Origin of the sequence: Micromonospora sp. NPDC049523 (assembly GCF_040676775.1) — a bacterium.
Classification (GTDB): domain Bacteria; phylum Actinomycetota; class Actinomycetes; order Mycobacteriales; family Micromonosporaceae; genus Micromonospora_G.
In genome coordinates this window covers 142,905-163,508 of the sequence record NZ_JBFAPP010000018.1, presented here as the reverse complement: position 1 = coordinate 163,508, position 20,604 = coordinate 142,905, and the positions used below count along the sequence as shown (strand labels likewise).

Annotated in this window: 19 protein-coding genes; 12 read left to right on the top strand and 7 right to left on the bottom strand. The window is 72.3% G+C overall.

The window, feature by feature from the left end; all coding sequences use genetic code 11:
- The first annotated feature begins 21 nt into the window (after positions 1-21).
- The 4 genes from AB0J90_RS25915 (at position 22) to AB0J90_RS25900 (ending at position 4,873) form a co-directional block, all read left to right on the top strand.
- Positions 22-1,674, top strand: coding sequence for a flippase (locus AB0J90_RS25915; protein ID WP_363600018.1), 1,653 nt, complete (start codon positions 22-24; stop codon positions 1,672-1,674).
- A 37-nt stretch (positions 1,675-1,711) separates the two neighbouring features.
- Positions 1,712-2,569: a sulfotransferase domain-containing protein gene (locus AB0J90_RS25910; protein ID WP_363600016.1), complete on the top strand. Its 858-nt coding sequence runs from the start codon at positions 1,712-1,714 to the stop codon at positions 2,567-2,569.
- 310 nt (positions 2,570-2,879) lie between these two features.
- A complete protein-coding gene (locus AB0J90_RS25905) occupies positions 2,880-4,427 on the top strand; it encodes an O-antigen ligase family protein (protein ID WP_363600014.1) in 1,548 nt (515 codons plus the stop codon).
- Complete coding sequence (locus AB0J90_RS25900) at positions 4,424-4,873, top strand: hypothetical protein (RefSeq protein ID WP_363600012.1); 450 nt, start codon at positions 4,424-4,426, stop codon at positions 4,871-4,873. Before AB0J90_RS25905 ends, AB0J90_RS25900 begins: the two co-directional genes overlap by 4 nt.
- A gap of 119 nt (positions 4,874-4,992) precedes the next feature.
- On the opposite strand, the gene AB0J90_RS25895 is transcribed toward AB0J90_RS25900, so the two are convergent.
- Genes AB0J90_RS25895 through AB0J90_RS25885 form a run of 3 tightly spaced genes read right to left on the bottom strand, consistent with a single transcriptional unit; the run spans position 4,993 to position 8,298 of the window.
- A complete protein-coding gene (locus AB0J90_RS25895) occupies positions 4,993-6,501 on the bottom strand; it encodes a hypothetical protein (RefSeq protein WP_363600010.1) in 1,509 nt (502 codons plus the stop codon).
- Complete coding sequence (locus AB0J90_RS25890; protein ID WP_363600008.1) at positions 6,498-7,277, bottom strand: sulfotransferase; 780 nt, start codon at positions 7,275-7,277, stop codon at positions 6,498-6,500. Before AB0J90_RS25890 ends, AB0J90_RS25895 begins: the two co-directional genes overlap by 4 nt.
- Complete coding sequence (locus AB0J90_RS25885; protein WP_363600006.1) at positions 7,270-8,298, bottom strand: hypothetical protein; 1,029 nt, start codon at positions 8,296-8,298, stop codon at positions 7,270-7,272. The genes AB0J90_RS25890 and AB0J90_RS25885 overlap by 8 nt, the downstream gene beginning before the upstream one ends.
- A gap of 262 nt (positions 8,299-8,560) precedes the next feature.
- Between AB0J90_RS25885 and AB0J90_RS25880 the strand changes: the two genes are divergently transcribed.
- Genes AB0J90_RS25880 through AB0J90_RS25870 form a run of 3 tightly spaced genes read left to right on the top strand, consistent with a single transcriptional unit; the run spans position 8,561 to position 11,805 of the window.
- Positions 8,561-9,877 (top strand): glycosyltransferase, encoded by a 1,317-nt coding sequence (locus AB0J90_RS25880; RefSeq protein WP_363600004.1) that lies wholly within the window; start codon positions 8,561-8,563, stop codon positions 9,875-9,877.
- Positions 9,874-10,890, top strand: a complete 1,017-nt coding sequence (locus tag AB0J90_RS25875; RefSeq protein WP_363600002.1) for a hypothetical protein — start codon at positions 9,874-9,876, stop codon at positions 10,888-10,890. The genes AB0J90_RS25880 and AB0J90_RS25875 overlap by 4 nt, the downstream gene beginning before the upstream one ends.
- A gap of 3 nt (positions 10,891-10,893) precedes the next feature.
- Complete coding sequence (locus AB0J90_RS25870) at positions 10,894-11,805, top strand: sulfotransferase (protein WP_363600000.1); 912 nt, start codon at positions 10,894-10,896, stop codon at positions 11,803-11,805.
- A 30-nt stretch (positions 11,806-11,835) separates the two neighbouring features.
- On the opposite strand, the gene AB0J90_RS25865 is transcribed toward AB0J90_RS25870, so the two are convergent.
- The gene (locus tag AB0J90_RS25865; protein ID WP_363599998.1) at positions 11,836-12,672 is read right to left on the bottom strand and encodes an ABC transporter permease; all 837 of its coding nucleotides are present in this window, start codon (positions 12,670-12,672) and stop codon (positions 11,836-11,838) included.
- On the bottom strand, positions 12,669-13,667 hold the full coding sequence (locus AB0J90_RS25860; RefSeq protein ID WP_363599996.1) for an ATP-binding cassette domain-containing protein: 999 nt from the start codon (positions 13,665-13,667) through the stop codon (positions 12,669-12,671). The genes AB0J90_RS25865 and AB0J90_RS25860 overlap by 4 nt, the downstream gene beginning before the upstream one ends.
- A gap of 139 nt (positions 13,668-13,806) precedes the next feature.
- Between AB0J90_RS25860 and AB0J90_RS25855 the strand changes: the two genes are divergently transcribed.
- The 4 genes from AB0J90_RS25855 to AB0J90_RS25840 all read left to right on the top strand — a co-directional run bounded on the left by AB0J90_RS25855 (position 13,807) and on the right by AB0J90_RS25840 (position 17,208).
- Positions 13,807-14,565 carry a TetR/AcrR family transcriptional regulator gene (locus tag AB0J90_RS25855; RefSeq protein WP_363599994.1) on the top strand — a complete coding sequence of 253 codons (759 nt, stop codon included), beginning with the start codon at positions 13,807-13,809 and terminating at the stop codon, positions 14,563-14,565.
- Between the two features lie 96 nt (positions 14,566-14,661).
- On the top strand, positions 14,662-15,492 hold the full coding sequence (locus AB0J90_RS25850) for an ABC transporter substrate-binding protein (protein WP_363599992.1): 831 nt from the start codon (positions 14,662-14,664) through the stop codon (positions 15,490-15,492).
- A 59-nt stretch (positions 15,493-15,551) separates the two neighbouring features.
- Positions 15,552-16,418: an amino acid ABC transporter permease gene (locus tag AB0J90_RS25845; protein WP_363599990.1), complete on the top strand. Its 867-nt coding sequence runs from the start codon at positions 15,552-15,554 to the stop codon at positions 16,416-16,418.
- Between the two features lie 7 nt (positions 16,419-16,425).
- Positions 16,426-17,208, top strand: a complete 783-nt coding sequence (locus AB0J90_RS25840; RefSeq protein WP_363599988.1) for an amino acid ABC transporter ATP-binding protein — start codon at positions 16,426-16,428, stop codon at positions 17,206-17,208.
- Between the two features lie 16 nt (positions 17,209-17,224).
- Here AB0J90_RS25840 and AB0J90_RS25835 read toward each other — a convergent pair whose 3' ends face one another.
- Together AB0J90_RS25835 and AB0J90_RS25830 are read right to left on the bottom strand one after the other, a co-directional pair.
- A complete protein-coding gene (locus AB0J90_RS25835) occupies positions 17,225-18,079 on the bottom strand; it encodes an SAM-dependent methyltransferase (protein WP_363599986.1) in 855 nt (284 codons plus the stop codon).
- A 68-nt stretch (positions 18,080-18,147) separates the two neighbouring features.
- Positions 18,148-19,452, bottom strand: coding sequence for an amino acid permease (locus tag AB0J90_RS25830; protein WP_363599984.1), 1,305 nt, complete (start codon positions 19,450-19,452; stop codon positions 18,148-18,150).
- A gap of 70 nt (positions 19,453-19,522) precedes the next feature.
- Between AB0J90_RS25830 and AB0J90_RS25825 the strand changes: the two genes are divergently transcribed.
- Positions 19,523-20,488: a helix-turn-helix domain-containing protein gene (locus AB0J90_RS25825; protein WP_363599982.1), complete on the top strand. Its 966-nt coding sequence runs from the start codon at positions 19,523-19,525 to the stop codon at positions 20,486-20,488.
- The last annotated feature ends 116 nt before the right edge of the window (positions 20,489-20,604 follow it).

Sequence of the window (20,604 nt, the reverse complement as noted above, 5' to 3'; positions counted from 1 at the left end):
CGGTCGGGACCGGACCGCCGGGTGAGCGGCGAGCTGACCGGCCGGCCGCCGGCCGAGTCGGAGTCCGGCGACCAACAGGTACGCGGAATGGCCCGCGGCGGAGTGCTGAACCTGGCCGGGGCGATACTGAGCCAGGCGGCGCTGTTCCTCATCATGCTGCTGCTGGCCCGGGTGCTCGGCCTGCGGGAGGTTGGCCGGTACGCCCAGGTCTACGCGGTGCTGTCGCTGCTCGGACTGCTCTCGCTCTCCGGGTTCCGGGCCGGGCTGACCCGGTTCGTCGCGGTGCACCTCGCCGACGACGACCCGGCCGCGATCCGGGGCACCATCCGGCTCGGTGTCGGCATCTCGGCCGCGGCGTCCAGCCTGATCGCGGTCGGGCTCGCGCTCGGCGCACCATGGCTGGCGCAGGCGCTCAACGATCCGCAGCTCACCACCGGGTTACGGCTGGCCGCGCTGACCCTGCCGGCCGCCACCGTCTGCGAGGCGGCGCTCGCCGCCACCCGAGGCTGGCGCACCCAGCGGGCGTACGCGCTGATCGGTCAGGTCTACGAGCCGGCCGCCCGGCTGCTGCTCACCGTGCTGGCGCTGGTGGTCGGCGCCGGGCTGACCGGGGCGTTCTGGGCGGTGGTGCTGGCGAGTTGGAGCGCGGCCGGGTTCGCCCTCGTGGCGCTGGCCCGGATGTTGCGCCGGGTGGCGGCCGCGCGACCCGCGTACCGGCCCACCGAGCTGTTCCGCTTCTCCACCGTGAGCTGGGTGTCGTCGCTCTCCTCCACCGGGCTGATCTGGGTGGACACGCTGCTGCTCGGTTTCTACGGCAACGACGACATCGGCGCGTACCACGTGGCGACGCGGCTGGTCACGGTGGCGGTGTTCGTGCTCGCGCCGATCAACGCGTCGTTCGGCCCGTACCTGGCGCACCTCTACCACCAGGGCCGGATGGACGAGGTACGCCGGATCTACGCGGTCGCCACCGGCTGGGTCGTACGCCTGTCGCTGCCGGCGTTCGTGGCGCTGCTGGTCCTGCCGGAACAGTTGCTGCACCTGGTCAACGGGTCCGCGCTGGCCGGTGGCGCGGCGGTGACCATCGCCCTGGCGCTCGGTCAGCTCGTCAACGCGGCGACCGGCCCGTGCGGGACGCTGCTGAACATGTCCGGCCGGGTGTCGGTCAACATGGTCGACAACCTCGCCGCGCTGGTGCTCAACATCCTGCTCAACCTCTGGCTGATCCCGGCGTACGGCATCCTCGGCGCGGCGGTCGCCTGGGCGGTGTCGCTGGCCGCGGTGAACATCGCCCGGGTCTGGCAGGTACGGGTGCTGGTGCACGCGGTGCCGGTCACCGTCGGCATGCTCAAGGGCCTGGCCGCGGCGGTGCTCGCCCTGGGCGCCGGCTTCGGCGCCCGGTGGCTGGTGCCCGGCTGGGGCGCCGAACTCGCGGTCGGGCTGGCCGTGATCGCGCTGGTCTACCTGGGGGCGGTGCTCGCCCTCGGGCTCAGTCGGGAGGACGTGATGGTGCTGCGCGCGGTGACCCGTCGAGGCGGCCGCCGTGCCGCCGGTGCCGGCGGCCCGGATCGCGGTGGCCCTAATGCCGGTGGCCCGGATGCCGGTGGCCCGGACACTGGGGGTCCGGGTGCCGGTCGGGCCGGGGCGACCGAACCGGCCGGGGTCGGGTCGTGACCGGGGTCGGCGTGGCGGGACCGGTCGGGGTGCGGTCGTGACCGGGGTCGGCCGGCGGCTGGTGACCGACCGGTTGCGGCGCGGAGTGCGGGCGGCGCGGGCGTGGGGACGGGCCAGCCGTCCGGGACCCTCGGGGCCGCTGCCGGATTTCCTGGTCATCGGTGGTCAACGTTGCGGCACCACGTCGCTCTACCACTACCTCGCCGCCCATCCGCTCGTACGCGGCGCCACCGGCAAGGAGCTGCAGTTCTTCAGCCTGCACCACGGTCGAGGGCTGCGCTGGTACCGGGGCCACTTCCCGACCCTCGCGCCAGGTGAGCGGAGCTTCGAGGCGAGCCCGTACTACCTGTTCCACCCGAGCGTGCCGGCCCGGATCGCGGCGGACCTGCCCGAGGCGCGTTTTGTCGCCCTGTTGCGCGACCCGGTGCAGCGCGCGTACTCGCACTACCTGCACACCCGCTCGTACGGCGCGGAGCCGCTTCCGTTCGCGGACGCACTCGACGCGGAGGAGGAGCGGCTGGCGCTGGCACTGCGCGACGGCCCGGACACCCGTACCGCCCACCGGGCGCTGCGCAACCACTCGTACGTCGCCCGTGGACGCTACGCGGAGCAACTCGAACGCTGGTACGCGCACATCCCCCGGGAGCGGATCCACGTCGCCTACACCGAGGACCTGCACACCGACCCGGCCGGCACGTACGCCGAGATCCTGCGCTTCCTCGACCTGCCGCCCTTCACCCCGGACACCTTCACCCGCCACACCCGCCGCGTCGACTCCGGCCCCACCGAGCTGACCCCCGCCCTAACCACCCGCCTGACCCGCTACTTCGCCCCCCACAACACCCACCTATCAACCCTCCTCGAAACCACCCCACCCCCCTGGCCCACCCACTGACATTCGTTGATCATGAAGTTAGCGACCTCTGGAAGCCCTCGGAGGCGCGCTAACTTCATGATCAACGGCGTGGGGTGGGGTGGGGGTGGGGCGGGGTGTCGGGTTTGTTGCAGGGGTGGGGTGCAACCTGGGGGGCGGTTAGGGCGTGCTATCACCGTGGGCGTGGTGCGGGGGTGAAGCTCCGAGCTGGACGCGGTCACTGACGGGGGGAGTGCCGCCGCCACCGGCTCGACGGGGGTGGCGGCGGTCACCGACCTCTTTATGATCATTACTGGGTCACAGAAACGCGACGGAAGTCCACGGGGGACAGATGCGTACTTCTGCGCGATCCGGGCTGGACGCTGCACCCAGCGCCGACCCGGCCACGGAAACCGGCGGCTCCACGCTGCCCGCACATGTTGTCGTACTGATCGCGGCGCTCTCCGCCGGTGTGGTCGCCCAGGGCGGCTACTACCCGGCCGGGCGAGGGCTGGTCACCGTACTGGTGGCGGTCGCGCTGGTCGCCGCGCTCTGGCTCCGGCCCCGGGTACGCCGTGACGCCTGGCCGGTGGTGGCCGCCTGCGCCGCCCTGGCCGGCTGGATCCTGGTACGGGCGGTTCTCGCCGACGCGTACCCGGTGGCGCTCGGGGCGGTCGCCACGCTCGGCGCAGTCGCCGCGGTGGTGCTGATCCTGACGCGTACCACCCTGGTCGAGCGCGAGCGGTGCGTCGAGGCCCTGATCGGCCTCGGGGTGCTGGTCGCGGTGACCGCCTGGATCGGGGTGGCCTACCGGGTGCCCCGGTTCGCCGTGCTGGTCGAGGGCCGACTGTGGCGGGGCGCGTCCACACTCACCTACCCCAACGCCGCCGCGGCGTTGCTCGCCCCGCTCGCCCTGCTCGCGATCGCAATGCTGCTCGCCCGACCGGACGGTGGCGTTGCGGCGGCACACGCGGGGCGCGAACCGGGCGCCCGATCCCAGGCCGCCAGGGTCTGGTCCGCCACCGGCAACCAGCAGGTCCTGGTCGCCGAGCGCGGGCGCGGGATCGCCGGGTCGCTGGTTCGCGCCGGGGCGGCGTACCTGCTGCTGGTCGGTACGGGGGCGGCGCTGAGCCGGGCCGGGTTGATCGCGTTGGCTGCCGGGTTGGTGGTGCTCGCCATCGCCGCCGGCCCGTGGCTGACCATCTCCCGGGCGGGTCCGCTGATCCTGGGCGCGGGGATCGCCGTCGTCACGCTCGTACCGTCGACTCCGGCCGCCGGTCAACCACAACCCGCGCTCGCGATGTTCGGGCTGGTCGCCGGAGCCCTTGTCGTGCTCGGCTCGGTCCTGCTGCCGGTCCGGGTACGGGTGGTCGCGATGATGGTGGCCCTGCTGGCCGGTGGGCTCACCCTGCTGAGTCAGTGGGACTCCGAGCACCTGCGGGCGGTGCTGGCGAGCCGGGGCAACTTCAACTCGCCCGGCCGCAGCGGTGCGGCGACGGCCGCGTTCGACCTCGTCGCGGCCAACCCGTGGATCGGCACCGGGCTGGGTCAGGCCCGCTTCCTCTGGGTGACGCCCAACGGGAACGGCGCGCTCGCGCTCTACGCGCACAACGAGTATTTGCAGCTTCTCGTCGACCTCGGCGTGGTCGGCGCGCTCGCGTTACTGGCACTGTTCGCGGCGATGGCGTTGGCCGTCCGCCGGGGCGGTGCGGACCAACACCGGGCCGGGATCAGGGCCGGTGTATTTGCCGCACTCACGGCGTTCGCCGTGCACAGCGGTTTCGACTTCCTGTGGCACATCGCGGTTCTGCCGCTCGTCGGCGCACTGCTCGTCGGGCTTGCCGCACCGGCCACCGGGGAGATCCATCCCAGTTCAACCGTAGTAGAGGAGAAGGCATGAAGATGTCCCGCTTCCGGGCGTCAGCGCTCGCCCTGGTGGCCATCGCGGTAGGCGGCGTGATCGCGTTCGCCCTGCCGGCCGGCGCGGCGGTCAGCGTGCAGTCGGAGTCGCCCTCGGTGGCGGTCGTGAGCCTCGGCGCGAAGGCCCGGCTCGACGCGAACGGCGCGGTGGTGTTCGCGCCGGTCAAGGTCGCCTGCACGCCCGGTGGGAGTGCCTACCTGGTGGTGGAGGTCACCCAGGCGGTGGGTAACGGCATCGCGAAGGGCGAGAAGGTCTTCACCGTTCCGGAGTGCACCGGCGACCAGCAGAAGATCAACGTGGCGGTGACCCCGGACCTGAAGCCCTACCGCAAGGGTGTCGCGTTCGGATCGGCCCGGCTCGACGTCTGCGACCAGACCGGCTGCAAGAGCGTGTACGACGAGCGCAAGATCGAGATAGTCAAGTAACCCAGTTCCAGGATCCGTAGAGCGGGGGTCGTGCCCCGGGACCGCTTCATGGTCCCGGGGCACGGTCGGTTCCGGCTAGCGCTGATGCCGCCGGCCCGGACCGATGATCCTCGGTACGTTCAGCGCAGGCCGGCGAGGATCCGGTCCACCGGCTGGTCGGCGCGGAGCAGCAGCGGAGTGGCGCCGATCGTGGTGCCGGCACCGCCGGCCGCCCGCAGCGGTGCGCCTACCGCGCCGCTCTGCCCACCGGGTGCGGCCGGCACCGTGACCGGCGTACCGGACGCGGACCAGAGCACCAGCGTGCTGGCGCCGCCCCGGACGAAGGCGACCCCGTCGAGCTTGCCGGCCGCGGAGGCGGGCAACGGGGTGACCGTCGCGTCCCGGGCCGCCTCGGCCAGGCTCGCCATCATCGCGCCCGCCTCGCGTTCGGTGCCGTTCGGGTCGAGCAGCCCGTACCGCACCTCGCTGCCGGCGGCGTTGTTCGGGTTGTAGGCCAACGGCAGCCAGGCGATCTCGCCGATGCCACCGGCGACCAGCAGGGTGACCGTCTTGACCATCTCGGCGGCCCGGCTGGCCGGATCACCGTCGCCGTCGCGCCAGAACTGGCCGACCTCCCACGCCTGGATCGGCATCCCGGCGGGAGTCTGCGCGCGCAGGTAGTCCAGCAGCGGCGGCACCCCGTCGAAGTGCTCGTAGAAGTGCAACTGCCGGACGTCGACCGTACGGTCCGCGAGCAGGGTCTCGGTCGCGGCCAGGAACCGCAGGCTGCGGGTGTTGGTGTCGGTGCCGAGCGCCTTGCGTAGCGCCGCCTCCCCGGTCACCGCCGGGATCTGCTGGCCCCGCGTGCCGACCCGCCGCTGGAAGTACGCCTGGTAGGCGGCGACCGCGTCGGGCACCCGCCCGGCCTTGAGCAACCGGTCGGCGACGCCCATGCCGTACGCGACGCTGCTGATGCCGGAGTCGACCACCAGTGCCTGCGGATCGGTCGCGCGGATCGTCTCGGCGGCGGCCTTCACCAGGCGTACGTAGTCCTCGGGACTGCCGGCCCAGTAGCTCGGCGCGTTGACCTCGTTCTCGATCGCGTACTCGCGCACGCCGTACGGGGCGTAGCGCGCCACCACCGCGCCGACGAACCGCTGGTACGCGGCCAGGTCGGTCGGCATCGCCGACTCGGTCTTGTTCGCCGCTCCCCGGGTGTACGCCGCGGTGCCCCCGGTCGCCCAGCACACCCCGGTACGGATCTTCAGGTGCAGCTTGATGCCGAGGTCACGACTGCGGGTGGCGATCCGGTCCAGTTCGGCCCAGTCGAGCTGCCCCGAGGTCCGCTCGATCTCGCACCAGGTCAGTTCCTCGTAGGTGGCCGAGCCGCCGATCTTCGCCAGGTACGGCGCGAACTGGTCGTACCGGGACCAGTCCCAGTGGGCGCCGAACGGGTTGCTCACCCCGCCGACGGGTCGGCCCGGCCCGGTGTCGCCGGGTGCCGGCGTACCGGAGGGGGAGCCGTTGCCCGGCGGTGCCGGCGGTGGCGCCTGCTCGCCGTCGGAGGTGCAGCCCGCGCCGACCAGCACCACCGCGGCGAGTACGGCGGCGGCCAGCGCACGCACCCGGCCCCGCCCCACCCGCGTCATCGGTAGCCCAGGGCGCGCAGCGTACGCCCGGAGAAGATCCAGACCAGCAGGCGCAGGAACGGGTCCAGTTCGCGCCGGTAGGTGCCCACCCGCGACGGGTAGATCGGCGCGGCCACGTCCGCCGCCGCCCGCCGCTTGTCCGCCTCGGTGGTGTACTTCTGCGCCACGTCGTGCTGCTTGCTGTCGTAGTCGAGGATGCCGTCCTCCCACGGTTCGCCGAGGAACTCGAACAGCCCGCGCATCGCCTTCTCCGGCTCGGTCACGGTCTGCTCGTAGCGCAGCTCGTAGTAGCGGTCCGCCGGCAGGGTGGCGCCCACCGCGCGGGCGGTACGGATGTAGCGCGGCCACTTGACCACGCACTTCACCGCCGACCAGTAGCCGAACCGCTTGCGGTGCGAGACCACCACGTCCCGCCCGTCCCGGATCAGGTGCACGATCTGGGCGTCCGGGAAGACCTCGGTGACGAAGTCCAGCGACATCGCGTACAGCGGGGTCTTGTCGGCCCATCGGGTCTTGCCCCGGGCGGCGGCGTAGTCGGCGTGCACACCGCCGAAGAACTCCCGGATCCGGCGCAGCCAGTCCTCGCGCGGGAAGCCGAAGCGGGCCAGCCGCTCCCAGTCCCGGCCGACGATCCGTTGCAGGTCCGGCAGGAACCGGGTCTCCGGACCGCAGCTGATGCCGGAGTGCGAGTCGAGCACGAGCCGCAGCATCGTGGTGCCGGACCGCTGGCAACCGACCAGGAAGATCGGCGCGGTGTTGGGTTCGGGCTCAGCCACGGTCGGCCGCCTTCCGGTCGGATCCAGCATCAGCGGCGACGGGCACGCCCGGTCGAATGTCGGCGGCACTCGCCGCACGCGGCCCAGCGTCGGCGGCGGGGGCGAGCCGGGTGGCCAGCTCGTCGCAGAGTGCCCGCACCCGTGGCTCGATCGGCAGCCGCCGGTCGGCCGACCCGTGCTCCGGTGCGCCGTGGGAGCGGCGCGGGGCGATGTGCGCGTGCAGCCGCGGGTGGTAGGGGAAGTCGAGGAAGGCGCAGAGTCGGCGGAGCTGCGTCTCCGGATCGGTCACCAGGGAGTCGTACCGGCACAGCAGCACGTCGGCGCGTTCGGACAGGCCCAGCCCGAAGTAGAGCGAGTTGCGTACGTACCAGAACAGGGCGGCGCCGCTGTGCGGGTCCAGCCGCTCCGGTTCGCAGTCGCGGACCAGCTCCACCGTCGCGGCGTCCAGCCGCTGCCCCTGCCACCGCCCACCGATGCTGCCGTCGGCGATGGCGCGCAACGCCCGCAGGTTGGCGTCGCCGAACTTCGCCACCTCGGAACGGGCCCGGTCGTCGACGTCCCGGTAGACCCAGAGCGCGCGACCGGGCGCCAGCCCCGGCAGATCCAGCAGCTCGTCCACCCGGTGGCTCTCACACAAAGGCTTGACCAGGACGTACGCGTGCCGGCTGCGCCGGATCGTCGCGGTCAGCACGTCGTCGGGACGGAGCTGGAAGCGGTGGAACAGGGTCTGGTCGTTCTCGTTGCGTACCTCGACCTCGGGTGCCGAGTCCAGCCCCCGGACCAGCATGTTCGTGCCCGAGCGTTGCAGCCCGACCAGGTAGACCGGCATCGCCTGGCCGGGTACGCGTCCGGCCCGGCGCCGCCAGCGTCGTTTCGCCAACGCGGTGCTGATCCGGTCGACCGGATCGAGCCGGTCCTCCTCGACCAGCCGCCCGATCCCCTCCGTACGGGCCCAGCGCAGGTGCCGCGCCACCCGCCTGGCGGTGTACGCGAACGCGGAGACCTCGTCGTCGGCTGCCACGGTCCTCCTCGCTCGGGCACCGGCACTACCCTGCGGGAAAACGGGGTACGGCCGGCGGCGGAGCCAGGTTATCGGGAGATCATGGCGGGAGGCCAGGCTGCGGGCCGTACGGGCACACAAAGATCATCCGTTCAGGCACATGACAAATGTGAACTGGACTCGCCGACCAGCCCTGCATACCGTGAGCCCTGGTCGGGGCAGGCAGACCCCGATCACCACCCCCGGGCCGGGTTCGCCCGATCGACGTGAGCGGGCCAAGTCGATGCGTGTGCTGCATGTGAACAAGTACCTCTACCGCCGTGGCGGCGCCGAGGGTTACCTGCTCGACCTGGCCGCGTTGCAGCGGGCAGCCGGCGACACGGTCGCCTACTTCGGCATGACCCACCCGGAGAACGAGACGCCGCTGCCGTACGCCGGGCACTTCCCGGCCGAGGTGGAGTTGGAGCCGGCGCCGAGCGGACTGCGCCCGCGCGCGACGGCCGCCGCCCGGATGTTCTGGTCACCGTCGAGCCGGCGGGGGCTGGCCCGGGTGATCGAGGAATTCCGGCCGGACGTGCTGCACCTGCACAACATCTACCACCAGCTCTCCCCGTCGGTGCTCGCCGCCGCCCGGTCCGCCGGGGTGCCGTGCCTGCTGACCATGCACGACTACAAGCTCGCCTGCCCCAGTTACCAGCTCCTCGACCAGGGGCGGCCCTGCCAGGCCTGCGTCACCGGCGGCCCGTTGCAGGCCGCCCGGCGACGCTGCAAGGACGGCTCGCTGTCGCGCAGCGCACTGCTCGCGGTCGAGTCCTGGCTGCACCGCGAACTGCACGCGTACGACCCGGTGCAGGTCTTCGTCAGCCCGAGCGAGTTCCTGGCCGACGTGATGCGGCGTGCCGGGGTGTACCCGGACCGGTTGCGGGTGGTGAACCACTTCGTCGACCTGACCGGGATCGCGGCCAAGGAGCAACCCGGCGGCGGTGTGGTGTTCGCCGGTCGGCTCGCCCCGGAGAAGGGCGTCGACGTGCTGGTCGAGGCGGTAGCCGCGCTGCCGGACGGGGTGCCGGTCGACATCGCCGGCGACGGTCCGGCCCGCCCGGCGCTGGAGGCGCTCGCGGCGCGGCGGGTGCCGGGCCGGATCCGGTTCCACGGCCGGCTGGACAAGGCCCGGCTGCACGAGTTGGTCCGGTCGGCGGCGGTGGTCGCGGTGCCGTCGCGCTGGCACGAGAACCAGCCGATGGCGGTGCTGGAGGCGTACGCCTGCGGGGTCCCGGTGGTCACCACCGACCTGGGCGGCCTGCCGGAGCTGGTCGAACCGGGTGTGGACGGGACGACCGTCGCCGCGGACGACGCCGCCGCGCTCGCCGCCGCGCTGGGCGAACTGGTGGCGGACCCGGTGCGGGCGTTCGAGATGGGGCGGGCCGGTCGGGCGAGGGTGGCCCGCGACTTCGCCCCCCAGCTTCACCTGGACCGGATCCGCGAGCTTTACCACCACGCCGCCAAGACCGTGCCGGCCCGGAACCGGCGGGTACCGTCACCGGTCGGTGCCGCGCCGAGCGGTGCGAATGCGACGAGGGACGGGGGAGCGGCCCGGTGAGCGCGGTCCGGGTCCTCTACCTCGCCGGCAGCGGGCGCAGCGGCAGCACCCTGGTCACCACCGTGCTGGGCCAGCTGCCCGACTTCTTCGCCGCCGGTGAGCTGCGTTACCTGTGGCGCCGCGGCATCCTGGACAACCGCCCCTGCGGGTGCGGGTTGCCGCTGGCCGACTGTCCGATCTGGACCGCCGTGCTGCGGGACCTGCCGGACGCCGACCCGGCGGGCATCGCCGGCCGGCTCGCCGACCGGCTCCGGCTGCGCCGGCTGCCCGCGCTGCTGCGCCGGCACCGCCGGGGTCGCCCGCCGGTGCCCGGTCACCCCGACGACGACCAACTGGCCCGGCTGTACGCCGCGATCGCCGAGCACGCCTTCCTCGACGCCCCGGGCGGCGTGATCGTCGACTCGTCCAAGCTGCCGCCGTACGGCGCGCTGCTCGGCAGCCTGCCCGGCGTCGAGCTGTACGTGCTGCACGTGGTCCGGGACCCGCGCGCCACCGCGTTCTCCTGGCGCCGTCGCCGGGGCCTGGACGGCGGCACCGACGACCGGCTGATGAGCCGCCCACCGGTGTGGAAGGCCGCCCTGCTCTGGCTGGTCTGGAACAACACCACCGTACGGCTGTGGGGTTCGTCGGGCCGGTACCTGCGCGTGCGGTACGAGGACTTCGTCGCCGCCCCGGCCGACACCACCGCCCGGATCATCCGGTTCGTCGGCGGTACCCCGGGCGAGTTGCCGTTCCCGACCCCGGACACGGTCCGGCTCGCCGCCACCCACTCGGTCGCCGGCAACCCGTCCCGGCACCGGACCGGCGTGGTCGGTGTGGTCGCCGACAGCGAGTGGCTCTCCAGGCTCTCGACCAGGGCGTACGTCACCGTGACCGGGCTGACCGGCCCGACCCTGCGCCGGTTCGGCTACCCGCTGCGCCGCCCGGCCGCCCCGGCCGCTGCTCCCACGGCCGCCGTTGCACCCGAACCGATCGCTGTTTCCCCCTCACCCGCCACCCGGCAGGAAGGCTGAACGATGCTCTCACTGGTGGTGGGCACCGGCCGGTGCGGTTCGACGCTGGTCCAGGAACTGCTCTCCCGGCACCCGGCGGTCGGCTTCGTCTCCGGACTGGACGACAAACTCGCCCGGCTCAACCCCAAGGGTCGGTTCAACGGCGCGCTCTACCGGCGCTCCGCGCCGCGCCCGGCCGGCATGACCTCGCTGCGGCACAGCCGCCGGCTGTTGGAGCGGGGCCGGCTGCGGGTGGCGCCGTCGGAGGCGTACCACCTGCTCGACCGGCATGTGCTGGGCGGTTTCTCCCGGCCCTGCCGGGACCTGCTCGCCGAGGACCTGACCCCGTTCGTGGCCCGTCGGCTGCGCGCCTTCTTCGACGACCGGATCGCCCGGCAGGGCTGTGAGCAGTTGGTGCAGCACGTGACCGGGTGGCCGCGGACCGGCTTCCTGCACGCGGCGTACCCCGACCTGCGGGTGGTCAACGTGGTCCGGGACGGTCGGGCGGTGGCCAACTCCTGGCTGCAGATGGGCTGGTGGGACGGGTGGCGCGGGCCGGACAACTGGATCTACGGCTCGCTCCCGGACGACCTGCGCCAGGAGTGGGCCGAGTCCGGCCAGTCGTTCCAGGTGCTGGCCGCCCTCGGCTGGAAGATGCTGATGGAGGCGTTCGCGCAGGCCCGGCTGCGGCACCCCGCCGACCAGTGGCTCGACGTCCGGTACGAGGACCTGGTCGCGCAGCCGCGCGAGGAGGTCGGTCGGATGCTCGACTTCCTCGGGCTGGACTGGTCACCGGCGTTCCAGAAGGGCTTCGCCCGGTACGACTTCCCGTCGGGACGGGCTGCGGCGTACCGGGACGAACTCAGCCCGGCCCAGCTCGGCGCGGTGGAGCGGGTGCTGGAGAAGCCGCTGGCCGAGTGGGGCTACCCGATCTGATCCGTGGCGGCCCCGGTCGCCGGCCGGGGCTCAGTTCGGGCCGGTGTCGAACCGGCGGATGGTCAGCGGCATGAAGATCACGATCAGCAGCACGGACCAGCCGATGGTCGCGGTGATCGGGTGGGCGAGCGGCCAGGCGGGGTCGACGGCGACGCTGGCCGGGTTGCCGAAGAGTTGACGGCAGGCGGCGACGGACGCGCTGACCGGGTTCCACTCGGCGACCGTACGCAGCACCGGGGGCATTCCCTCGGTCGGCACGAAGACGTTCGAGATCATCGTGACCGGCATGATGAGCGGGCCGAGCTTGGCCGCCGTCTGCACGTTGCGGATCACCGTGCCGAGGAAGAGCCCGACCCACGAGATCGCGAACTGCAAGAGCATCAGCAGCCCGAAGCCGGCGAGCGCGGATCCCGGACCGGTCTGCACCCGCCAGCCGACGACCAGTCCGGCACCGGCCATCACCAGCAGGCTCACCGCGTTGGTCAGCAGGTCGGACAGGGTCTGTCCGAGCAGGATGGACGACCGTTCGGCGGGCATCGACCGGAACCGGTCCATCACCCCGAGGTCGCTGTCACCGACGAGCGTGATCATCGCGGTGACCAGGGTGGTCACCGTCGACATCACGAACAGGCCGGGCATCAGGTACGCCCGGTAGTTGGCCCCCTCGGCGATCGGGATGGCGCTGCCGAAGACGTAGCCGAAGAGCACCACCGCGGTCAGCGGGAAGGCGACCGTGCCGACGATCTGACCCGGTGCGTGTTTGAGTTGCAGCAGGTTGCGGTGGCAGACGGTCAGGATGTCGCTGATCCGCCAGCGCAGCCGGGCCAGCCCGAGTGTGTCCTGCACGCCGGTGCCGATCGTGGTCATCCGACAGTCTCCTTGAGCGTCGCGCCGTCACCGTCCCGGCTGGCGTCCGGCGGGTTGCCGGTCAGTCTGAGGAACACCTCGTCCAGGGTCGGGCGGCGTACCGCCACGTCCTGCGGGTCCACGCCGGCCTGGTCGAGCAGGCGTACGACCGCGGGCAGGGTGAGGGTGTCGGCGCCGATCGGCACGCTGAGCAGTCGCCGGTCGGGGTCGACGTCCGGTGTCGCGCCGGCCAGTCGGGCCAGCACCGCCCCGGTGGATTCGAGTTCGTCCGGCGTACGGACCACCACGTCGATCCGGCCGCCGAGTTGGGCCTTGAGCGCGTCCGGGCTGCCCGAGGTGACCACTCTGCCGTGGTCGACCACCGCGATGTGCTGCGCCAACTGGTCGGCCTCGTCCAGGTACTGCGTGGTCAGCAGGACGGTCATGCCGTCGGCGACGAGTTCCCGGATGGTCTGCCAGATCTCGTTGCGGCTGCGCGGGTCGAGCCCGGTGGTCGGCTCGTCGAGGAAGAGCACGGCGGGGGAGACGATCAGGCTGGAGATCAGGTCCAGCCGGCGGCGCATGCCCCCGGAGTAGGTCCGGACCAGCCGGTCCGCGGCGTGCGCGAGGTCGAAACGGGTGAGCAGGTCGTCGGCGCGGCGCTTCGCGGTGGCTCTGGTGAGGTGGAAGAGGCGACCGAAGATCTGCAGGTTCTCCCGGCCGGTGAGCCCCTCGTCCAGGGCGGCGTACTGGCCGGCGAGGCCGATGCGGTGACGTACCCGGACGGCCTCCCGGACCACGTCGTGGCCGGCGACGAAGGCGCGGCCGGCGTCCGGCCGGGTGAGCGTGGCGAAGATCCGGACCGCGGTGCTCTTGCCGGCGCCGTTCGGGCCGAGTAGCCCGTAGACCGTGCCCGCGGGCACCGCCAGGTCGAGGCCGGCGAGGGCCTGTGTGGAGCCGAAGCGCTTGTGCAGCCCTTCCGCGACGACAACCGCGTCGCCTGTTGCCCGTGCCACGGAACCTCCCACTGGGTACGCCGTACGCGGTTTGATGTCTGCACGCTAGCTAACCGGGTACGCTGTACGCAAGTGGGTACGGGAGAATCGACCGCGATCGACACGACCCCGCACGGCGGCGACACCGGAAGGCACGTTGGTGGCAACAGGCGACAGCTTCGATGGCGACTCCCGGAACGGGCCGGCTCCCGAACTGCCCACGTCGGTACGGGTCAGCCTCCCCGCCCCGCCGTCCTCGCGTGGACCCGCGCCGACGTACAGCCGGGCGCAGGTGGCCGCCGCCGCGATCGCCATCGCCGACGAGCACGGCATCGAGGCGGTCTCCATGCGTCGGGTCGCCGCCGCCCTCGGCACCGGCCCGATGAGCCTCTACCGCTACGTGGACAACAAGGAAGCCCTCTGCGAGCTGATGCTCGACCACATGTTCGGCGAGGCGGAGCTGCCCGAACCGACCGGTGACTGGCGTGCCGACCTGGCCGAGGTGGCCCGGAGCCTGCGCCGGGCACAGCTCAGCCACCCGTGGCTGGCCCGGATCGCCGCCGGCCGGCCGGCGATGGGCCCGAACATGCTGGACATCTTCGAGTACGGGATGTCCATCCTGGACCGGCTCGGCCTGGACACCGCCGACATGCTGGAGATCTTCGCCCTGGTCAGTAGCTGGGTCGGCGGGTTCGTGCAGGAGGAGGTCGCCGAGCAGGCGGCCCGCCGGGACCGGGGGATGGACGAGCGGGAGTGGCAGCGGAGCATGTCCCGCTACCTGGAGACGCTGACCGGCGGCGGCAACTACCCGTACTTCACGCGGGTGGTGCGGGCCGGCGCCGACCGGGACTTCGACACCCGGTTCGAGCGCGGACTCGACCGGATCCTCACCGGCATCGAGGCGACGCTGCCGCGTTAGCCACGCCACCCCCGCGCAGGCCGGAGAACCGTACCGGGAGATCTTGGCATAACCTATAGGGAACGTACGTTTTGTTCACCTGGGGAGGTTGTGCGGATGGGAAAGCTTCGAGGCACCCGGCGGGGTGCGGCACTGGTCATGGGCGCGGCACTGGCGATCAGCGGCCTGGCCGGCTGCGCCAAGGACGACACCGGCGCCACCACGGCTGACGGCGTCAAGCTGGTCGAGGCCGGAAAGCTCACCACCTGCACCCACCTGCCGTACTCGCCGTTCCAGTCCAAGGACGGCAGCGGCAACGTGGTCGGCTTCGACGTCGACCTGGTCGACCTCGCCGCCAAGAAGCTCGGCGTCACGCAGAAGATCGTCGACACCCCGTTCGAGGGGATCAAGTCCGGTGCCGACCTCAACTCCGGCAAGTGCGACGTGGCCGCGGCGGGCATGACCATCACCGACGCCCGCAAGGAGGTGCTGGACTTCAGCACCCCGTACTTCGACGCCACCCAGGCCCTCGTGGTGCCGGTCGGCAAGCCGTACAAGACGCTGGCGGACCTGGCCGGCAAGCGGCTCGGCGTGCAGGGCGCCACCACCGGCGAGGACTACGTCAAGGCACAGGTCGCGCAGCAGGGCCTGAAGATCGAGGTGGTCTCGTACAAGGACCTCGGCGCCGAGCAGCAGGCGCTGGCCACCGGCCAGATCGAGGCCGCCGTCGGCGACCTGCCGGTGTGGAACGAGTACGTCAAGGCCAACCCCGGCAAGGTGGTCGTCGCGGGCGGCTTCGACACCGGCGAGCAGTACGGTTTCGCGGTCAAGAAGGGCGGCGACCCGAAGCTGCTGGCGGCGATCAACGACGCGCTCGCCGCGGCGCGGGCGGACGGCAGCTATGACACGATCTACGAGAAGTGGATCGGCGCGAAGCCGGCGAGCTGACCGGGTCCGGGAAACAACATCGCCCGGTGGCGCACGCCGCCGCGCGATCTGGGGGAGGCATGGCAGAACCAGAGACGCTCGCGGTCGGGAGCGGGGCAGCACCCGCCCCGGTCCCGCCGCCGGCCCGGCGCCGCCGGCTCGGCCGCCGCCAACGGCAACGGCTCGGACGTACGGCCGGATACCTGGTCTTCGTCGCGCTGCTGCTCGCCGTGGTGGCGGCGGCCGACTGGGGCACGCTCGCCGACGCCTTCTTCCGGCTCGACGTCGCCGGGGAGATGTTCCCCGAGGCGATAACCGTCGCGCTGCGCAACACCATCGTGTACACCCTGCTGGCGTTCGCCTTCGGGCTGGTGCTCGGCCTGGTGCTGGCGCTGATGCGGCTGTCGTCGGTCGGTCCGTACCGCTGGTTCGCCACCGGTTACATCGAGCTGTTCCGTGGCCTGCCGTCGCTGCTGGTCCTGTTCATGGTCGGCTACGGTGTGCCGCTCGCCTTCCCCAACCGGGAGATCCCCGGCGGGGTGTACGGGGCGGTCACCATCGGTCTCGGGGTGACCGCCGCGGCGTACATGGCGGAGACGATCCGGGCTGGGATCCAGGCCGTGCCGAAGGGACAGTTGGAGGCGGCCCGGACCCTGGGCATGTCACACGGCCGGGCGATGGTCTCGATCGTGCTGCCGCAGGCGTTCCGGATCGTGATCCCGCCGTTGACCAACGAGATCATCCTGCTCACCAAGGACACCTCGCTGGCGTACGTGCTGGGCGTCACCGCGACCACCATCGAGCTGACCAAGTTCGCCGGTGACGCCCTCAACACCAGGGTCAACCCGACCCCGCTGGTGGTGGCCGGTCTGCTGTACCTGGCGATCACCCTGCCGCTGTCACAACTGGTCCGGTGGCTGGAACGCCGGGCCGCGAAGGAGAGGTGACCCGGCGGTGCCCGCGATCGAGATTCGCGACCTGCACAAGGCGTTCGGCAAGCTCGAGGTGCTGCGCGGCATCGACCTGTCGGTGGAGACCGGCGAGGTCGTCTGCGTGATCGGACCCTCCGGCTCGGGCAAGTCGACCCTGCTGCGCTGCGTCAACCTGCTGGAACAGCCGACCAGCGGATCGGTGCACGTGGCCGGCGTCGAGGTCACCGATCCGGACTGCGACATCGACGACGTACGCCGCCGCATCGGCATGGTCTTCCAGCAGTTCAACCTCTTCGGCCACCTGCGCGTACGGGAGAACCTGACCATCGCGCAGCGCCGGGTGCTCGGCCGTACGCGCGCCGAGGCTGACCGGATCGCGGCGGTGAACCTCGACCGGGTCGGCCTGGCAGACAAGGCCGACGCGTATCCGGCGCAGCTCTCCGGCGGGCAGCAGCAGCGGGTCGCCATCGCCCGGGCGTTGGCGATGGATCCGCAGCTCATGCTCTTCGACGAGCCGACCAGCGCACTCGACCCGGAACTCGTGGGGGAGGTGCTGGCGGTGATGCGCGGACTCGCCGCCGAGGGCATGACCATGCTGGTCGTCACGCACGAGATGAGCTTCGCCCGCGAGGTCGCGTCCCGGGTGGTCTTCATGGACGGTGGCACGGTTGTCGAGTCGGGCCCACCCGACGAGGTCTTCGGCGCGCCGCGTGAGCCCCGTACCCGGGAGTTCCTGCACCGGGTGCTGGAACCGACCCGGGTCAGCGAGGCCGAGATCGGCGCCCACGCGCCGTCCGGGAGCTGACCCGGCTCGGGACAGGTCAGCGCTTGCGGGCCACACCGCCGTAGACCGAGACCGCCACGTCGCTGGGCCGCTCCCCGGTCCCGGCGGGGCCGAGGTCGGGGCGCCAGTCCGGCAGCACCCGCACCCCCGGCTCGACCAGGTCCAGGCCGTCGAAGAAGCGTTCGATCTGCGGCTTGGGGCGTACCTGCATGGTCACCCCGGTCCTGCGGTAGATCGCCGCGACCGCTTCCCACGCCTCCGGTGCGAAGTCGCCGGTGAGGTGGGTCAGTGCCAGGTAGCTGCCGGACGGCAGCGCGTCCAGCAGCCGGTTCGCCAGCGCGTACGGGTCGTCGGAGTCGGGCACGAAATGCATGATCGCGATCAGCAGCAGCCCGACCGGCTGGTCCAGGTCCAGCGTCCGGCGCAGCTGTGGCGAGTCCAGGATCCGGTCCACGTCGCGCAGGTCGGCGTCGAGGTACTCGGTCCTGCCCTCCGGCGTTCCGGTGAGCAGGGCGCGGGCGTGTGCGAGCACGATCGGATCGTTGTCGACGTAGACGATCCGCGAATCCGGGGCGATGGCCTGGGCGACCTGGTGCACGTTGGGTGCGGTCGGGATGCCGGTGCCGATGTCGAGGAACTGCCGGATGCCGGCCTCCTCGGTCAGGTAGCGCACCACGCGGGACAGGAAGGCCCGGTTCTCCCGGGGCGGGACCCTGCTGTTGCCGTTCGCCTTCAGGCCCTGCTCGGCGGCGGCCCGGTCGGCGGCGAAGTTGTCCTTGCCACCGAGCAGGTAGTCGTAGACCCGGGCCGGGTGCGGTCGGTCCGTACGCAGGTCGACCGCGGGCTTGTCCGGCCGCTCGGGATTCGGCTCCAGCTGGTCCCTGTCCGTCATCTCGTGCCCCCCGTGGTCATCGCGCGGCCGTCCCGGATCAGGATCCCGTCGCGGGTATCGGGCTCAAGCTACCCGAGCCCGGACGCGGCTGCGTCCGAAGTGGACCGCCGCAGACGGAGGTAGAGCAGGGCACCGGCGGCCAGGAGCAGCGGCCAGAGCAGGTACCAGCCGGTCATCACCAGCAGCGCGGTGACCGCCACCAGGGCGAACAGCGCCGAACGGTGCGCCCGGGTGCCGCGCGGCAGCAGCCGGAGCGCGGCGGCCGTACCGAGGGCGTACACCAGGACGAAACAGCCGGTGGTGAGCAGCACCAGCGGCTTCGGGCCGATGCCGGCGGCGACCGCGACCGCCATCGCCACCGCGGCCAGCACCGAGACCACCAGCAGGCTGCGCCGGGGCACCTCGCCCGCGCTGCTGCCCCGGTCCAGCCACGCCGGCAGCGCGCCGTCCCGGCCGAGCGCGGCGCCGAGCTTCGCCGCACCGGCGAAGTACGCGTTCATCGTGCCGAGGGTGAGCAGTAGCGCGGCGACGGCGGCGAGCAGGTGGACCTCGCCCCCGATGCCGAGGGCAAGCAGTTCCGCCAGCGGTGCTTCGCTCTCACCGGCGGCGGGGCCGAGCACGAGCACGGTGGCGCCCGCGACACCGAGATAGAGCACCCCGACCACCACGACCGCGATGGTGGCCGCCCGGGGCAGGTCACGCTTGGGCCGCCGGAAGTCCGCCGCCAGGTGGGTGATCGCCTCCCAGCCGGCGAAGCTCCAGACCAGCAGGGCCGCCGCCGGCCCGACCGCCAACCAGCCGTGCGGCGCGAACGGGCGCAGGTTGTCCCAGCGCAGGTGCGGCAGTGCGGCCAGCACGGCGGTCAGCAGGAGCGCCACCAGCAGCGCGGCGAGCACCAGTTGCACCCGGCCGGAGACCCGTAGCCCGAGCGCGTTCGTCACCGTCACGACCACGATCAGGATCGCCCCGGTGACCGCCGTGGTGGTCCCGCCGCCGCCCAGCGCGGCCGCCACGTAACCGCCGGCGAACAGCGCCGCGGCGGGCGCGCCGGCTGGGACCGCGAAGTAGAAACACCAGCCCACGATGGCCGCCGCCCGCGGCCCGAAGGCATTGCGGACGTACGTCGAGACGCCGCCCGCGTCCGGGTAGCGCGCGCCCAGCGCGGCGAAGGTCGCCGCGAGTGGCATCGACAGTACGACCAGGGCCAGCCAGGCCAGCAGCGACGCCGGTCCGGCCGCCTCGGCGGCCAGCGCGGGCAGGGCGATCACGCCGGTGCCGAGCACCGCCCCGACGTAGAGCGCGGTGCCCTGGGCGACGGTCAGCCGACCGCCGGTTCGTACGGTGCTGCTGTTTTCGATCAACGAGTCGGTCACGGGTCCAACCTGCTGCACCCGTCGATTACCGGCCAGTGGCAGGAATGACGATCTGCGGTACGTTCCTGCCATGAAGTCATCCCACGTGGTCGCCCTCGTGGTCACCGACGCGATTCCGGTGTTCGAGTTCGCCGTACCGTGCGAGGTCTTCGGCATCGACCGGTCCGACCTGGTCGACCCCTGGTACGACCTGCGCCTGTGCGCGGCCGAGCCCGGCCCGCTGCGGACCACCCTCGGTCTGCGGGTCGAAGCCCCGTACGGGCTCGACGAGCTGGCCAGCGCGGACACCGTGGTCGTGGCCGCCTGCAACCGGGCGGTGCAGTTGCGCCCACCCGCGCCGCTGCTCGACGCGCTGCGCCAGGCACACGACCGGGGCGCGCGGATCGTCTCCATCTGCAGCGGCGCCTACGTGCTGGCCGCCGCCGGCCTGCTCGACGGGCGCCGGGCCACCACCCACTGGATGAACGCGGTCGACTTCGCCCACCGCTACCCCCGGGTACGCGTCGAACCGGACGTGCTCTACACCGACGAGGGTGACCTGTTCACCTCCGCCGGCACCGGCGCCGGCATCGACCTGTGCCTGCACCTGGTCCGCCTCGACCACGGCACCGCCGTCGCCAACGAGGTGGCCCGCCGGATGGTGGTGCCCCCGCACCGCGACGGCGGCCAGGCCCAGTACGCCCGACCGGTCACCCGAGGGGAACCGCACCCGGACCTGTCCCCGCTGCTGGACTGGGCCCGGGGACACCTGGACCGACCCCTGACCGTGGCCGAGTTGGCGCACCGGGCCCACCTGAGCCCGCGTACGTTCGCCCGGCGGTTCCGGGACACGGTCGGTACCAGCCCCTTGCAGTGGCTGGTCGAGCAGCGGGTACGGGTGGCCCAGGAGTTGCTGGAGACGACCGACGAACCGGTGGAACGGATCGCCCGGGTGGCGGGGTTCGGCAACCCGGTCAGCCTGCGCCGGCACTTCCGCCGGGTCACCAGCGTCTCGCCGCAGACGTACCGGCACGTGTTCCGTACGCACGACCGCTGAGCTCCGGTGCCGCCCTCCGCTCGATCGGGAGGGTGGCGCCGGTCCGGGTCCGGCTCAGGTGGCCGACGTTCTCCAGCCACCGCAGATGTGGCCTTCCTCGGTTGCGTGCACGTGGA

Excerpts from the sequence above, each read along its gene's own strand:
- AB0J90_RS25900 (WP_363600012.1), top strand. The coding sequence starts at position 4,424 with ATGAAGATGTCCCGCTTCCGGGCGTCAGCGCTCGCCCTGGTGGCCATC.
- AB0J90_RS25845 (WP_363599990.1), top strand. The coding sequence starts at position 15,552 with ATGGCAGAACCAGAGACGCTCGCGGTCGGGAGCGGGGCAGCACCCGCC.
- AB0J90_RS25865 (WP_363599998.1), bottom strand. The coding sequence starts at position 12,672 with ATGACCACGATCGGCACCGGCGTGCAGGACACACTCGGGCTGGCCCGG.
- AB0J90_RS25825 (WP_363599982.1), top strand. The coding sequence starts at position 19,523 with ATGAAGTCATCCCACGTGGTCGCCCTCGTGGTCACCGACGCGATTCCG.
- AB0J90_RS25850 (WP_363599992.1), top strand. The coding sequence starts at position 14,662 with ATGGGAAAGCTTCGAGGCACCCGGCGGGGTGCGGCACTGGTCATGGGC.
- AB0J90_RS25835 (WP_363599986.1), bottom strand. The coding sequence starts at position 18,079 with ATGACGGACAGGGACCAGCTGGAGCCGAATCCCGAGCGGCCGGACAAG.
- AB0J90_RS25880 (WP_363600004.1), top strand. The coding sequence starts at position 8,561 with ATGCGTGTGCTGCATGTGAACAAGTACCTCTACCGCCGTGGCGGCGCC.
- AB0J90_RS25870 (WP_363600000.1), top strand. The coding sequence starts at position 10,894 with ATGCTCTCACTGGTGGTGGGCACCGGCCGGTGCGGTTCGACGCTGGTC.
- AB0J90_RS25905 (WP_363600014.1), top strand. The coding sequence starts at position 2,880 with ATGCGTACTTCTGCGCGATCCGGGCTGGACGCTGCACCCAGCGCCGAC.
- AB0J90_RS25895 (WP_363600010.1), bottom strand. The coding sequence starts at position 6,501 with ATGACGCGGGTGGGGCGGGGCCGGGTGCGTGCGCTGGCCGCCGCCGTA.